Raw genomic sequence first — 13,505 nt, forward strand, 5'->3', positions numbered from 1 at the left:
TACCCTTGCCGCCACGGCCGCCGCCGCCGAACGCAGCGTTCAGACCAGTTGCAGTTCGAATGCCTTCAATACCGCGCGGGTGCGGTCGCGCACGCCCAGTTTGGACAGAATGCTGGAGACGTGATTCTTGATCGTGCCTTCGGCCACCCCCAACGAATTGGCGATCTCTTTATTGGAAAAGCCGCCGGCCATCAGCCGCAGGATTTCGGTCTCGCGGTCGGTCAGCGGATCGGGCTGCTCCAGGCTGACGAAGGCGTTCTGCATGTGTTCGAGACCGGAAAGCAGGCGCTGGGTCACGGCCGGCTGCACCAGCGAGCCGCCGGCGGCGACCGTCTCGATCGCGCCGACCAACTGGTCCAGCGAGACATCCTTGAGCAGATAGCCGCGCGCGCCGGCCTTGATCCCGGCCAACACCAGTTGGTCGTCGTCGAAGGTGGTGAGGATGATGGTCGGCGGCAGATGGTTGGCGCCGGCCAGCGCCTGCAACGCCTCCAGGCCGGACATCACCGGCATCCGCATGTCCATCAGCACCACGTCCGGGGCGCAGGCGGGAATGCGCTCGACCGCCTCGCGGCCATCGGCGGCCTCGCCAGCCACTTCGATATTGTCGGCCAGCGCCAGCAGCGAACGCACCCCCTGGCGGACCAGCGTCTGGTCATCGACCAGGAAGACCTTGATGACGGTACTCATGCCGCTACACCTCGTGCTTGCAATGAGGGACGAATATCGCCGCAGGCGTCTTCCAGCGGCAGGCGCAAGGTCAGCGCGAAACCTGCCCCCGGCGCGGTGTCCACGCTGGCCTCGCCGCCGTACTGGCGCAGTCGCTCGGACAGGCCGCGCAATCCGTTGCCGGGGCGCAGGCTGTCGGTGCCACGGCCATCGTCGCGGGCGACGATGTGAATGGCATCGCCCTCGCGCCGCAGCGTTATCGCCAGCCGCGAAGCGCCGGAATGGCGCACCGCGTTGGTGATGATCTCCTGCACCGAACGCAGCAGAACGTGGGCGCGCTCGGCATCATCGACCACCAGTTCGTCCGGCACGTCCATCTCGATCGCCAGCCCCGGCACGTTCTCGGCCAGCGGCCGCAACGCGCCCGCCACGTGGAGGGCCGAGGCATCCTCGTGCATCTGGCTGACCGCCTCGCGCACATCGGTCAACAACAGCTTGGCCAGGGCATGCGACTGGCGCACGTGGCCGGCGGCCTGGCCTTCGACCAGATGCCCGGCCACTTCAAGGTTGAGGCTGAGCGCGGTCAGGTGATGGCCGAGCAAGTCGTGCAACTCGCGGGCGATGCGAGTGCGTTCGTTGACCCGCACGCTTTCAGCCAGCAGGGCGCGGGTGGCGCGCAGTTCGGCGTTCAGTCGACGCTGCTGCTCGCGGGCCTCGGTCTGCTGCCTGGCGACCAGTCCGGCGACGAAACTGAACGCGCTGAAACCGGCATAGACCATCGATTGAAGGATGGCGGACGCCCAGTCGAACCCCCACCACCACACGAACAACGGCGCGATCGCCATCTGGCTGACCACCAGCAGGGCCATGCCCAGCGGCACCGAAAGGAACCACGGCAGGGTCGTGGCCGCCACCACCATCAGGATGCCGCCGAGTCCGGTTCCACTGAAATGGCTGACGGCCACCGCACAGGCCAGCAAGCTGACCAGTACCAGCAAGTTGGCGGAATTGCGCCGCTGCACGCGTCCGAGCCGGGTGGTCAGCCAGAAGTAGAGCCCGCCGTAGATGAGGTAGGCCATCCAGCCCAACAGCCCCATCACCGGCGGCTGGGATTCGCCCCCCTGCCCGCGTAGCACCAACGCGCTGAACACCAGCGGCGCGCCCACCATCGCCCAGGTGAACAGGCCGGCGTAGCGCAACAGGCGGACATGGGGAATGCTGGCGGGCATGCCGCATCTTAGCCGTCACCCGGCGCGGCGCGCGCCAGCCGGAAGTCATGCACGGCCCGCGACCGGCAGTTACGATGGGCATGCGATAATGCCGCCTTGGCCGCGCCCAGAGCGGCTCGCTTCAACGAACGGAGTCATTGAATGTCCATCGTCATCCGCGACGTGCTTGAGCACGAGCTGGATTCCGTCCTTGCCCTCAACAACGCCGCCGGGCCCGGCATCCTGCCGATCGACGCCGCGCGCATGCGCCGCTTCCACGACCAGGCGGAATATTTCCGTGTCGCCAAACGCGACGGCCACATCGCCGGCGTGTTGATCGCGTTCGGCTCGGGCAGCCAGCACGATAGCCGCAATTTCCGCTGGTTCGCCGAGCGCCACGCCGCTTTCCTTTACATCGACCGCATCGTGGTCGCCAGCCGCCGTCGCGGCGGCGGCGTCGGCCGCGCCCTGTACGCCGATGTCCACGGTTATGCCGAAGCGCGCTATCCCGAGTTGTGCTGCGAAGTGTTCCTGCAAGAGGGCACCGACCCGGCCCTGCTGTTCCACGGCAGTTTCGGCTTCCGCGAGGAAGGCCAGAATCCACAGGCCGACGGCACCCGCGCCTGCATGTTGGTCAAGCCGATGTGCAGCCACGAATGGATCCATCGAACCTACGGCGAGACGCTGCCCAACGAGCCCTGGGTGACGCGTTCGCGCACCCCGTCCGCCGAGCGACGCCCGACCGGAACCTGCCCGTGACGGTGATCAGTTACGAACAGGCCGGCGAGTTGAAGATCGGCCAGGTCGGCATCGCCAATCTCCGCGTACGCGACCTGGACATCGCGGCGCTGGCCGAGGAAATGCGCCAGCGCGTCGTGCGCGCGCCGAAGATGTTTGCCCGCGCCCCGGTCATCCTCGATTTCGGCGGCCTGGCCAGGCTGCCAAGTTCGGCCGAGGCCTTCGAGTTGATCGCCGCCCTGCGCGAAGCCGGCGTGCTGCCGATCGGCCTGGCCTACGGCAGCCGCGAGAACGATGCGCTGGCCATCGAACTCGGCCTGCCGCTCCTGGCCAAGTTCCGTGCCCAGTACGAACGCGACATTCTGGCCGATGCCCCGCCACCGGCGCCGCCGCCCGCGCCGGCAACGAAATCCACCATGCCGACGCCCGCCCCGGCCGCCAGCGCCGATGGCGAGCCCGGCCTGATGCAGGTCGCCTCGGTCCGTTCCGGCCAGCAGGTCTATGCCGAGCAGCGCGACCTGACCGTGGTGGGCGCGGTCGGCGCCGCCGCAGAGGTGATGGCCGATGGCTCCATCCACGTCTACGGCCCGCTGCGCGGACGCGCGCTGGCCGGCGCTCGCGGCATGGAGACCGCACGGATCTTCTGCCGCGAATTCCATGCCGAACTGGTGGCGATCGCCGGCCAATACCGCGTCGCCGAGGATTTCCCGCGCGAAGCCCTCGGACGCGCCGTTCAGGTCTACCTGGATGGCGGCGAATTGCAGATAAAGTCGCTCGAATGACCGCAAACCGATATCCCCCGACAGCCCAAAGCCTGAATATCTAAGGAGAACCCCATTGGCTGAAATCATCGTCATCACCTCCGGCAAGGGCGGCGTGGGCAAGACCACCACCAGCGCCAGCATCGCCACCGGCCTCGCCAAGCGCGGCAAGAAAACCGCTGTCATCGATTTCGACGTCGGCCTGCGCAACCTCGACCTGATCATGGGCTGCGAGCGCCGGGTGGTGTACGACTTCGTGAACGTGGTCAACGGCGAGGCTTCGATCAAGCAGGCGCTCATCAAGGACAAGCGCTTCGAGAACCTGTTCGTGCTGGCCGCCTCGCAGACCCGCGACAAGGACGCATTGACCAAGGAAGGCGTGGAAAAGGTGCTGAAGGCGCTTGAGGCCGACGGCTTCGACGTGATCGTCTGCGACTCTCCCGCCGGCATCGAGAAGGGCGCCTTCCTCGCCATGTATTTCGCCGACAAGGCGGTGGTGGTGGTGAACCCGGAAGTGTCCTCGGTTCGCGACTCCGACCGCATCCTCGGCCTGCTGTCCTCCAAGACCAAGAAAGCCGAAGAGGGCGGCCGCGTGCAGGAATACCTGCTGCTGACCCGCTACAGCCCGGCGCGCGTCGAGAGAGGCGAAATGCTCTCGGTGAAGGACGTCGAGGATGTGCTGGGGCTGAAGGCGATCGGCGTGATCCCCGAATCCACCGACGTGTTGAATGCCTCCAACAAGGGCGAGCCGGTGATCCTGGAAGCCAACTCCGATGCGGCCCAGGCCTATGAGGACTCGGTAGCGCGCCTGCTCGGCGAGGAGCGCCCGCTGCGCTTCATCCAGGCCGAGAAGAAGGGCTTCTTCAGCAAGATCTTCGGGGGTTGACGATGGGTCTGTTCGATTTCCTGAAGCCGAAGAAGGACTCCGCGCAGGAGGCCAAGAGCCGCTTGCAATTTATCATCGCCCAGCAACGCGACGAGCGCGATCCGCAGCACGACATCCCGATTCCGCCCGAGTTCAAGGTGGAGCTGATGGCGTTGATCCAGAAACATTTCCACATCCCCGACAGCGCGATCTCGGTGACCAAGGAAAAGCACGGCGAATACGACGTGCTCGACATCTCCATCGAGTTGCCCGACCAGAAACCGCAAACCTGACCCGCGCGCCGTCGCGACCGGGGCGTTGCCGCGCCGGTCGCGGCCGCCCCATCGCGCCCTCGCCCTCCCCTCTCACCGTCTCCATGCCCAACGTCCTCACACTCCGCGACATCGCCTTCGATGACGCCGCCCGCCTGCTGGCCCGCTACGGCCTCTGCCTGCATCGTGTCGATGACGGCATGGACATTCCCGGCAGCTACTGGGGCGACAGCGAGGCCGGGATCATCGGCCATGACGTCTACGTGCGCGACGACACGCCGGTGCATTCCATGCTGCACGAAGCCGGCCACCTGATCGTTCTGCCGGCGGACAAGCGCGCCGCCGTGCATACCGACGCCACCGATTGCATCGCCGAGGAAAACGCGGTCTGCGTGCTGCAATCGCTGCTGGCCGAGCATATCCCCGGCTGCGGCCGCGAGCGCCTACTCGCCGACATGGATGCCTGGGGCTACACCTTCCGCCTCGGCAGCGCCCGCGCCTACGTCGAGCAGGACGCCGAGGACGCCTGGCAGTGGCTGGTCGCGCACGATCTACTGGACGACTCGAGGGCGTTGCGCTTCCCGTGACCGCGGCCCGGCACCCGATCGCTGGCCGGCCCCATTCCACGACGCCTTGCGCCTGCCCCGCGCGAATTCGGGCAACCGGGCGGAATGAACGCCGCATCCGCGCGTTCCGCCTTACGGTGACAGCATCCGCATCCGGCGCCACCAGCCGGTGACGTGTTCCTCGCCGATCAACGTGAACAGGCCGGCCCCGACGATGATCGCGATGCCGAGCCAGGTCAGCGCATCCACCCGGTCGCGGAACAACAGCGCGCCCAACAGCACCGCCCACAGCATCTGGCTGTACTGGGTGGGCGCGACGTGATTCACCGGCGTCGCCAGCGTGGCGTACATCAGCAATACCGTGCCCAGCGCCGAAAGCAGGCCAAAGCCGAGGGCATGCAGCCACTGGGTGGCGTCGGGCATCCGCAGCGCGGGCCACATCAGCACGCCCGCGATCAACAAGTTGCCCACCAGTTGGGTGCCATACAAGGTGAGGCGATGCTCGCGCCCGCCGGCCAAGCGCACCAGGATCACCCCGGTGGCGCCGGCCAGACCGCAGACCACCGCGCCTGCATGGCCCGCATGCAGCTCGCGGAAGCCGGGTCGCAACACCACCAGCACCCCGGCAAAGCCCAGCACCACCGCCAGCCAGCGCCGCCACCCCACTTGCTCGCGCAGCACCAGCACCGACAACAGGGTGACGAAAAGGGGCATCAGGAAAATCAAGGCGAATGCTTCCGCCATCGGCAAGCGGGTGAAGGCGACCAGCGCGCCGAGAGTATTGACCGCCCCGCAAACCACCCGCGCCCACCAGATCGCCGGTAGCTTCGGCCTGACCAGATCACGCCAGCGCTCGCCGGGCCGACGCACGAACGGCAATGCCAGCAAGCCCAGCGCCGCCCCCATGAACATCAGCTGGAACAGCGGCACGCCCCCTTTCAACAGCTTGATGAAGGCATCGCTGAACGAGAACGCGGCATAGGCGGCGAGCCCGAGCAACACGCCGCGACGCACATCCGACATGCGCAATCCGGTGATGGGAACCGGCGCAGTCTAGCGCGCCGCCGCATGCGTCAGCGCCCGGCGCGGCCTTACACTGGCGCCATCACCTTCACCGCAGAACCGCACCCGCCATGACACTCCGCCATGCCCTGCTTTCGCTGGCCATCGCCACCAGCCTCGTCCCCGCCGCCAGTTTCGCCGCGCCCCCCGCGCCTCGGGAAACCGCCGACCAGTTCGTCACCCGCATCAACACCGAACTGAAAGCGATGTACCCCGAGATCACCGTGCCGCAATGGCTGGCCGCCACCTACATCAGCGACGACACCCAGATGCTCGCCGCCAAGAGCGACGAACGCTGGCTGACCCTGCTGAACCAGTGGATCGAGCAGGCCAAGCAGTACGAAGGCCAGAAGATGTCCGCCGAAAGCGCACGCACGCTGCGGCTGTTGAAACTCTCGGCCTCGATGCCGCCGCCGAAGAACCCGGCGCACCTGGCCGAGCTCACCCGCATCGCCAGCAAGATGGGCGGCATGTACGGCGCGGGCACTTACTGCAAAGGCGAAGGCGAGACGAAGAGCTGCCGCCAGTTGGGCGAGCTGGAAGACGTGCTGCGCACCAGCCGCGACTACGACGCCCAGCTCGACGCCTGGGCCGGCTGGCACACCATCGCCCAGCCGATGCGCAAGGACTACCAACGCTTCGTCGAGCTTTCCAACGAAGGGGCGCAGGGGCTCGGCTTCGCCAACACCGGCGAACTGTGGCGTTCGGGCTACGACATGACGCCGGCCGAGATCGCCGCCGAGACCGACCGCCTATGGGAACAGGTCAAACCGCTGTACGAGGAACTGCACTGCTACACCCGTGACAAACTGGAGCGGAAATACCCCGGCAAGGGTTCGGTGGACGGCTTACTGCCGGCGCACCTGATGGGCAATATGTGGCAGCAGGACTGGGGCAACCTGTGGGACATGCTGGCGCCCTACCCCGATGCCGGCAGCCTCGACATCACCGGCGCGCTGGAGAAGCAATACCAGGACGCCCTCGCCGCTGAAAAGGCCAAGCCCGCCGGCCGTGGCGCGGAAGAAATCGAACGTGCCGCGCAAAAGGACATCGCCGTCAAGATGACCCGCCGCGCCGAGGATTTCTACACCTCGCTCGGCATGCCGAAACTACCTGAGAGCTACTGGAGGAACACCCAGTTCATCAAGCCGCGCGACCGTGACGTGGTCTGCCACGCCAGCGCCTGGGACATGGACATGAAGGGCGACGTGCGCACCAAGATGTGCATCAAGCCGAACGAGGAGGAATTCACCACCATCTATCACGAGCTGGGCCACATTTATTACGACTTGGCCTACAACGTGCAGCCGGCGATGTTCCAGGCCGGCGCGCACGATGGCTTCCACGAGGCGATCGGCGATGTCATCGTGCTGGCGATGACGCCGGAATACCTGCAATCCATCGGGCTGGTGGAGAAACAGAAGCAATCCGACGAAGCGCTCATCAACTCGCAGATGCGGATGGCCCTGGCCAAAGTCGCCTTCATGCCGTTCGGCCTCATGATCGACCGCTGGCGCTGGGGCGTGTTCGACGGCTCGATCAAGCCCGGCGAATACAACCGAGCATGGTGGGACCTGAAGGCCAGGTATCAGGGCGTGGCTCCGGCCATGCCGCGTGGCGAGGAATTCTTCGACCCGGGCGCGAAGTACCACGTGCCGGGCAACACCCCATACACCCGCTACTTCCTCTCGCACGTGCTGCAATTCCAGTTCTACAAATCACTGTGCGATGCCGCCGGCCACAAAGGCCCGCTCTACCAGTGCAGCTTCTACGGCAACAAGGAAGCCGGCAAGCGCTACTGGGCGATGCTCTCGAAAGGCGCCAGCCAACCCTGGCAGCGGACCATGAAAGAACTCACCGGCGGCGAAAAGATGGACGCCGGCGCCGTGCTGGAATACTTCGCGCCACTGCGAGGCTGGCTCAAGCAGCAAAACGCCGGCAAGCAATGCGGCTGGAATGCGCCACAGGGCTGAATCTCCTCCGCCACAAGGCGGCCATGCCCGGCACGGAAAGGCGGCGAACAGGCCGCCTTTCCCACGGCGTTCAGCGCACCGGCTGAAACCCGAGACAACAGGCCATCCCCGCCGGGCAAACGCCGGCCGGCGAGCCGGACAAACCCATTGACGCCGGTCGCTTCAGAGCTTGTCGATCGGCTCCAGCGCCACCGCCTCCTCCAGGCAACCCGGCGCGCGCGGCCGGCGATTGTGCTCCCAGCGCCAGAACAACCAGCCGAGAACGGTCAGCACGGCGGCCCCCATCGACAATTGCAACAGGTCGTGGCTCAGCCACGGCGATACCAGTCCGGCAATCACCGAATTGCAGACCAGATTGCAAAAAGCCTGTAGCGAGGAGGCCGCGCCACGCGCACCCGGATACATGTCAAGCAACGCCAGACTGAGCACCGGGAACACCAGGGCGATGCCGAAGGCATTGAGCGCGATGGGCGACACCGTAGGCAGCACGCCCGGCAGCTCGACGCCGGCGTGATAAGCGATATTGACGATGGCGGCCAGCAGACAGCAGGCGAAGCCAAGGCGAATCTGCCGCACCCCCGCCACCCGTCCCACCATCCGCCCGGAGGCGAATGCGCCGAGCATCATCCCGCCGATCATCGGAATGAAGAACCAACCAAACCCCTTCTGGCCCAGCCTCAAATGATCGATCACCAGCGCCGGCGCCGAAGCGATGTAGAGGAACAATGCGGCAAAGTTCAAACTGCCGGCCATCGCCAGCCGCATCAGCCGGGCATTGCGCAGCATGCCCAGATAACCGCGCAGCACCGCGCCCATCCGCAGGGGATGGCGCTGCGCCGGCGGCAGGGTTTCCGGCAACCGCCAGAGCACCATGAGGATCATCGCCAAAGCGAACAACACCAGGAACCAGAAGATCGATGGCCAAGCCGACCAACCCAAGAGCCACGCGCCGACCAGCGGCGCCACCGCCGGCGCCACACCGAAGATCATCGATACCCTGCTCATCAGCCGCTGCGCGTCGTCGCCATGAAAGACATCGCGGATCACCGCACGGCCGATGATCAGCCCGACGCCGGCCGAAAGCCCCTGCAACACACGGAACGCCAGCAGCATCGGCAGCGAGGTGGACAGCGCGCAACCAGCCGAGGCGATGGCGAACACCACCAACCCTCCGATGATCACCCCGCGCCGCCCCAGCGCATCGGACAACGGGCCGTGCACGATGCTCATCATTGCATAGGCCAGCAGATAGGCACTGATGGTCTGCTGCATCGCCAGCTTGTCGGCGCCGAACTGCCTGCCAATGTCGGGGAAAGCAGGGAAAAGGGTATCGATCGAGAACGGGCCGAACATCGCCAACGCCCCCAGCACGGGCGCCAGCCGGCGCATATCGGCGCTGGCCCGACTCACTTCGCCACGGCCGACAGTCGCCGCGGCAATCGTTCGATACGGGCGATCGCGGCGGCCGAAACCGCCTCGGTACGGCCATTGGCCGGCCAATAGAAGGTGAGCGGCGCAACCGCCCGCCTCGCCACGGGCGCGGGCTTCGCGGCGGCGGGCGTGGCGGCCGGTTGGCGGCGCTTGCGGGCGTTGCGGGACATGGACGAAGCGCCGCTCGAGAGAGGCCGCATCATAACGATACCGATGGCTATAATCGCCGGGCAGTGGGAGAGGCGGCCGCGAGCCGCTGCCGAAGGCGCAACCGCCCGAAATCGCTCAGGTCAGTGACCGCTGCAAGCATCGAGACTCTGGAGAGACCGGCCCCGCGCCGGCGCCGAAGGGGCAAGACGGCAGCCGCCGTTCAAACTCTCAGGCAAAAGGACAGAGGGGCGTTCATTGCCTGCGGCATCGCGCCGCGCCACCGGATGCCTGCCACCATGCCCCACGTCCCCACGCTTGCCGTACTCGAAGACCGCGACGCCTTCATCGCCCGCCACATCGGCCCCAACGACGCCGAGATCGCCCACATGTTGAAGGTGATCGGCCACGACTCGCTGGACGCGATGACCGAAGCCATCGTCCCCGGCAAAATCCGCTTGAGCGAACCGCTGAACCTGCCCGGCGCGATGACCGAAGTCGAGGCATTGGCGGACATCCGCGCCATCGCCGATAAGAACGTGGTGTTCAGGAGCTTCATCGGCCAGGGTTATTACGGCACCCATACGCCGAACGTCATCCTGCGCAATCTGCTGGAAAACCCGGCCTGGTACACCGCCTACACGCCCTATCAAGCGGAAATCTCGCAAGGCCGCATGGAAGCGCTGATCAACTTCCAGACCCTGTGCGCCGACCTCACCGGCATGGAGATCGCCAACGCCTCGCTGCTGGACGAAGGCACCGCCGCCGCCGAGGCAATGACCCTCGCCAAGCGTTCGGCCAAATCGAAATCGAATACCTTCCTGGTCTCCGGCGACACCCATCCGCAGACGCTCGACGTACTGGCGACGCGCGCCCGGCCACTCGGCATCACCATCGAGGTGGCAGGTTCGACCGACGCCTTCCACGCCGCGCTCGCCCAAGGCGACTACTTCGGCGTGCTGGTGTCGTATCCGGCCTCCAGCGGCTGGATCGCCGATTGGAGCAAGGATGCCGAAGTCATCCACGCGCACAACGCACTGTTCGTCGTCGCCACCGACCTGCTGGCGCTGACACTCCTGAAACCACCGGGAGAAATGGGCGCCGACATCGTGATCGGCAACGCCCAGCGCTTCGGCGTGCCGTTCGGCTTCGGCGGCCCGCACGCCGCTTTCATGGCCTGCCGCGATGCCTACAAGCGCAACATGCCCGGCCGCCTGATCGGCGTCTCCATCGACGCCGAAGGCAACAAGGCCTACCGCCTAACCCTACAAACCCGCGAGCAGCACATCCGCCGCGAGAAAGCCACCTCCAACATCTGCACCGCGCAGGTGCTGCTGGCGGTGATGGCCTCGATGTACGCCGTCTACCACGGCCCCGAGGGCCTGAAGCGAATCGCCGGACGCGTGGCCCGCTACACCGCTCTCCTCGCCACCGGGCTGAAACAACTCGGCTTGAAGGCCGTGCACGCGACCGCCTTCGACACGCTCTGCCTGGAAGCCGGCGACCAGAGCGAAGCCGTCCTCGCCCGCGCGCAGGCGCTTGGCGTCAACCTGCGGGTGCGCGGAAACGGCTCGATCTGCGTCTCGCTGGACGAAACCACCACGCGCGACGACCTGGCGCTGCTGTTGCGCATCTTCGGCGACGATGACGCGCGCCTCGACATCGACCAGCTCGATGCCGAGGCGCCCGCGCTAATTCCCGCGGAACTCCGCCGCACAAGCACCTTCCTCACCCACCCGGTATTCAACACCCACCACAGCGAGCACGAAATGCTGCGCTACATGCGCGGGCTGGCCGACAAGGATCTGGCGATGGATCGCACCATGATCCCGCTCGGCTCCTGCACCATGAAGCTCAACGCCACCGCCGAGATGGTCCCGGTGACCTGGCCGCAATTCGCCAACATCCACCCGCTCGCCCCCGCCGGGCAGGCCGAAGGCTACCGGGCACTGATCGCCGGGCTGGAAGCGATGCTGGTCGAATGCACCGGCTACGACGCGGTCAGCCTGCAACCCAACTCCGGCGCGCAGGGCGAATACGCCGGCCTGCTGGCGATCCGCGCGTATCACGCCAGCCGTGGCGACCACCAGCGCAACATCTGCCTGATTCCCGAATCCGCCCACGGCACCAACCCGGCCTCGGCGCAGTTGTGCGGCATGAAGGTGGTGGTGGTCGCCTGCGACCGCGACGGCAACGTCGATGTCGAAGACCTGCGCGCCAAGGCCGAAAAGCACAAGCACGATCTCGCCGCGATCATGATCACCTACCCCTCCACCCACGGCGTGTTCGAGGAGGCGATCGTCGAAATCTGCGAGATCGTCCACGCCAACGGCGGACAGGTCTATACCGATGGCGCCAACATGAACGCGCTGGTCGGTGTGGCCAAGCCGGGCAAATGGGGATCGGACGTCTCCCACCTCAACCTGCACAAAACCTTCTGCATCCCGCATGGCGGCGGCGGTCCCGGCGTCGGCCCGTGCGCGGTCAAGTCGCACCTCGCGCCATTCCTGCCCAAACCGGCGGCCGGCGGCGCGTTCGAGACCGAAGGCGTGGGCGAAGGCGGCCCGGTCAGCGCCGCCACCTACGGCAGCGCCAGCATCCTGCCGATCTCGTGGATGTACATCGCGATGATGGGCGCTGCCGGGCTGCGCCGCGCGACGCAAGTAGCGCTGCTTAACGCCAATTACATCGCCAAGCGCCTCGCCCCGCATTACCCCACGCTCTACACCGGCCGCAACGGCATGGTCGCGCACGAGTGCATCCTCGACCTGCGCCCGATCAAGGACGCCACCGGCATCAGTGCCGAGGATGTCGCCAAACGCCTGGTCGATTTCGGCTTCCACGCACCGACGCTCTCCTTCCCCGTTGCCGGCACCCTGATGGTGGAACCCACCGAGAGCGAATCGCAGCACGAACTCGACCGCTTCATCGACGCCATGATCCAGATCCGCGACGAAATCCGCATGGTCGAGGAAGGCCGGCTCGACCGTGAGGACAACCCGCTCAAACACGCCCCGCACACCGCCACCCAGGCAATGGCCGCCGACTGGAAACACGCCTACGGCCGAGAGCTGGCGGTGTTCCCGCTCGAATCGCTGAAACGGCAGAAATATTGGCCGCCGGTGGCGCGGGTGGACAACGTCTACGGCGACAAAAACATATTCTGCGCCTGCATCCCGATGAGCGCCTTCGCCGATCTCGGCCACGAACCGGAAGCATTCAGCGAACCGATGGCGAGCTGACCGGCAACCTCTCATACCCGCAAAAGGCCACGGGAACCCGTGGCCTGCGCTGTTACCGATAGCCCCCGATCCAGTCACCCCGACAGGGGGCTTTCGAATGACTGCGAGACTTCATGAATCGACCAGAAGCTCGGAAGCTCGCTGGCGGGCGACAGGTTGGCGTTCATGCCTACCGCATTACCGGCTGCCGTAGAACTCGACCCTGATAGCATCGAGCGCTTCGAGCCTTGGATGGCTCAGCCGAGCGACAACGCCCTGGCCTGCGTCTGTTGCTGCGCCTGCTGCTGGTTCTGCGCCGCCAGTCGCTCCTCGCGTTGCTGGTTGGCTTGCAGCGTCTGTTGAATGCTCTCTTGCAGCGGCGGCGCTTCGGCGGTCACGTTCAGCCAGATGCATTGGCCCGGCGTCGTGCCGATGACATGTAATTGGTTGCCCAGCATCGTCACCCCGGCCACGCGCTCGGCATCGTGGATGCCGCTTCGCTTGGCTTCCAGCAACGCCTGCGCGACCACTGCGTCGCCAACGTGGGCGGGCGTTTGGCCGCGCAGTGCGCTGAACATCGCCCGGTCGTCGG

Annotated in this window: 12 protein-coding genes, 1 pseudogene and 1 riboswitch; of the genes and pseudogenes, 7 read left to right on the forward strand and 6 right to left on the reverse strand. The window is 66.2% G+C overall.

Annotated features, from left to right (window positions below):
- Positions 1 to 39: 39 nt before the first annotated feature.
- Positions 40 to 690: a response regulator gene (locus EBB59_RS07465; RefSeq protein ID WP_122101515.1), complete on the reverse strand. Its 651-nt coding sequence runs from the start codon at positions 688 to 690 to the stop codon at positions 40 to 42.
- Positions 687 to 1,898 (reverse strand): sensor histidine kinase, encoded by a 1,212-nt coding sequence (locus EBB59_RS07470; RefSeq protein ID WP_122101516.1) that lies wholly within the window; start codon positions 1,896 to 1,898, stop codon positions 687 to 689. The genes EBB59_RS07465 and EBB59_RS07470 overlap by 4 nt, the downstream gene beginning before the upstream one ends.
- Before the next feature lie 141 nt (positions 1,899 to 2,039).
- Here EBB59_RS07470 and EBB59_RS07475 point away from each other — a divergent pair, with 141 nt between their 5' ends.
- The 5 genes from EBB59_RS07475 (at position 2,040) to EBB59_RS07495 (ending at position 5,100) form a co-directional block, all read left to right on the forward strand.
- Positions 2,040 to 2,636 carry a GNAT family N-acetyltransferase gene (locus EBB59_RS07475; RefSeq protein WP_122101541.1) on the forward strand — a complete coding sequence of 199 codons (597 nt, stop codon included), beginning with the start codon at positions 2,040 to 2,042 and terminating at the stop codon, positions 2,634 to 2,636.
- Entirely contained in the window at positions 2,633 to 3,397 is a 765-nt protein-coding gene (gene minC, locus EBB59_RS07480; RefSeq protein WP_245979142.1) for a septum site-determining protein MinC, read from the forward strand. Before EBB59_RS07475 ends, minC begins: the two co-directional genes overlap by 4 nt.
- 55 nt (positions 3,398 to 3,452) lie before the next feature.
- Positions 3,453 to 4,262 (forward strand): septum site-determining protein MinD, encoded by an 810-nt coding sequence (gene minD / locus EBB59_RS07485; RefSeq protein ID WP_122101518.1) that lies wholly within the window; start codon positions 3,453 to 3,455, stop codon positions 4,260 to 4,262.
- Between the two features lie 2 nt (positions 4,263 to 4,264).
- Entirely contained in the window at positions 4,265 to 4,534 is a 270-nt protein-coding gene (gene minE, locus EBB59_RS07490) for a cell division topological specificity factor MinE (RefSeq protein WP_122101519.1), read from the forward strand.
- 83 nt (positions 4,535 to 4,617) lie between these two features.
- Positions 4,618 to 5,100, forward strand: a complete 483-nt coding sequence (locus tag EBB59_RS07495; RefSeq protein ID WP_122101520.1) for a hypothetical protein — start codon at positions 4,618 to 4,620, stop codon at positions 5,098 to 5,100.
- 111 nt (positions 5,101 to 5,211) lie between these two features.
- Here the strand turns inward: EBB59_RS07495 and EBB59_RS07500 are convergent, their stop codons facing one another.
- A complete protein-coding gene (locus EBB59_RS07500; RefSeq protein WP_122101542.1) occupies positions 5,212 to 6,093 on the reverse strand; it encodes a DMT family transporter in 882 nt (293 codons plus the stop codon).
- Between the two features lie 119 nt (positions 6,094 to 6,212).
- Here EBB59_RS07500 and EBB59_RS07505 point away from each other — a divergent pair, with 119 nt between their 5' ends.
- Positions 6,213 to 8,114: a M2 family metallopeptidase gene (locus EBB59_RS07505; RefSeq protein WP_122101521.1), complete on the forward strand. Its 1,902-nt coding sequence runs from the start codon at positions 6,213 to 6,215 to the stop codon at positions 8,112 to 8,114.
- A 162-nt stretch (positions 8,115 to 8,276) separates the two neighbouring features.
- Here EBB59_RS07505 and EBB59_RS07510 read toward each other — a convergent pair whose 3' ends face one another.
- Positions 8,277 to 9,524 carry a multidrug effflux MFS transporter gene (locus tag EBB59_RS07510; RefSeq protein ID WP_245979145.1) on the reverse strand — a complete coding sequence of 416 codons (1,248 nt, stop codon included), beginning with the start codon at positions 9,522 to 9,524 and terminating at the stop codon, positions 8,277 to 8,279.
- The gene (locus EBB59_RS07515; RefSeq protein WP_122101522.1) at positions 9,521 to 9,715 is read right to left on the reverse strand and encodes a hypothetical protein; all 195 of its coding nucleotides are present in this window, start codon (positions 9,713 to 9,715) and stop codon (positions 9,521 to 9,523) included. The genes EBB59_RS07510 and EBB59_RS07515 overlap by 4 nt, the downstream gene beginning before the upstream one ends.
- A 137-nt stretch (positions 9,716 to 9,852) precedes the next feature.
- Positions 9,853 to 9,949: riboswitch (glycine riboswitch) on the forward strand.
- 30 nt (positions 9,950 to 9,979) lie between these two features.
- Here EBB59_RS07515 and gcvP point away from each other — a divergent pair.
- Entirely contained in the window at positions 9,980 to 12,934 is a 2,955-nt protein-coding gene (gene gcvP, locus EBB59_RS07520) for an aminomethyl-transferring glycine dehydrogenase (RefSeq protein WP_425451813.1), read from the forward strand.
- 236 nt (positions 12,935 to 13,170) lie between these two features.
- Here the strand turns inward: gcvP and EBB59_RS07525 are convergent.
- Positions 13,171 to 13,505: pseudogene (locus EBB59_RS07525) on the reverse strand (hypothetical protein); the annotation flags it as partial.

The sequence above is a fragment of the Solilutibacter pythonis genome (assembly GCF_003697345.1).
Taxonomy (GTDB): Bacteria; Pseudomonadota; Gammaproteobacteria; order Xanthomonadales; family Xanthomonadaceae; genus Solilutibacter; species Solilutibacter pythonis.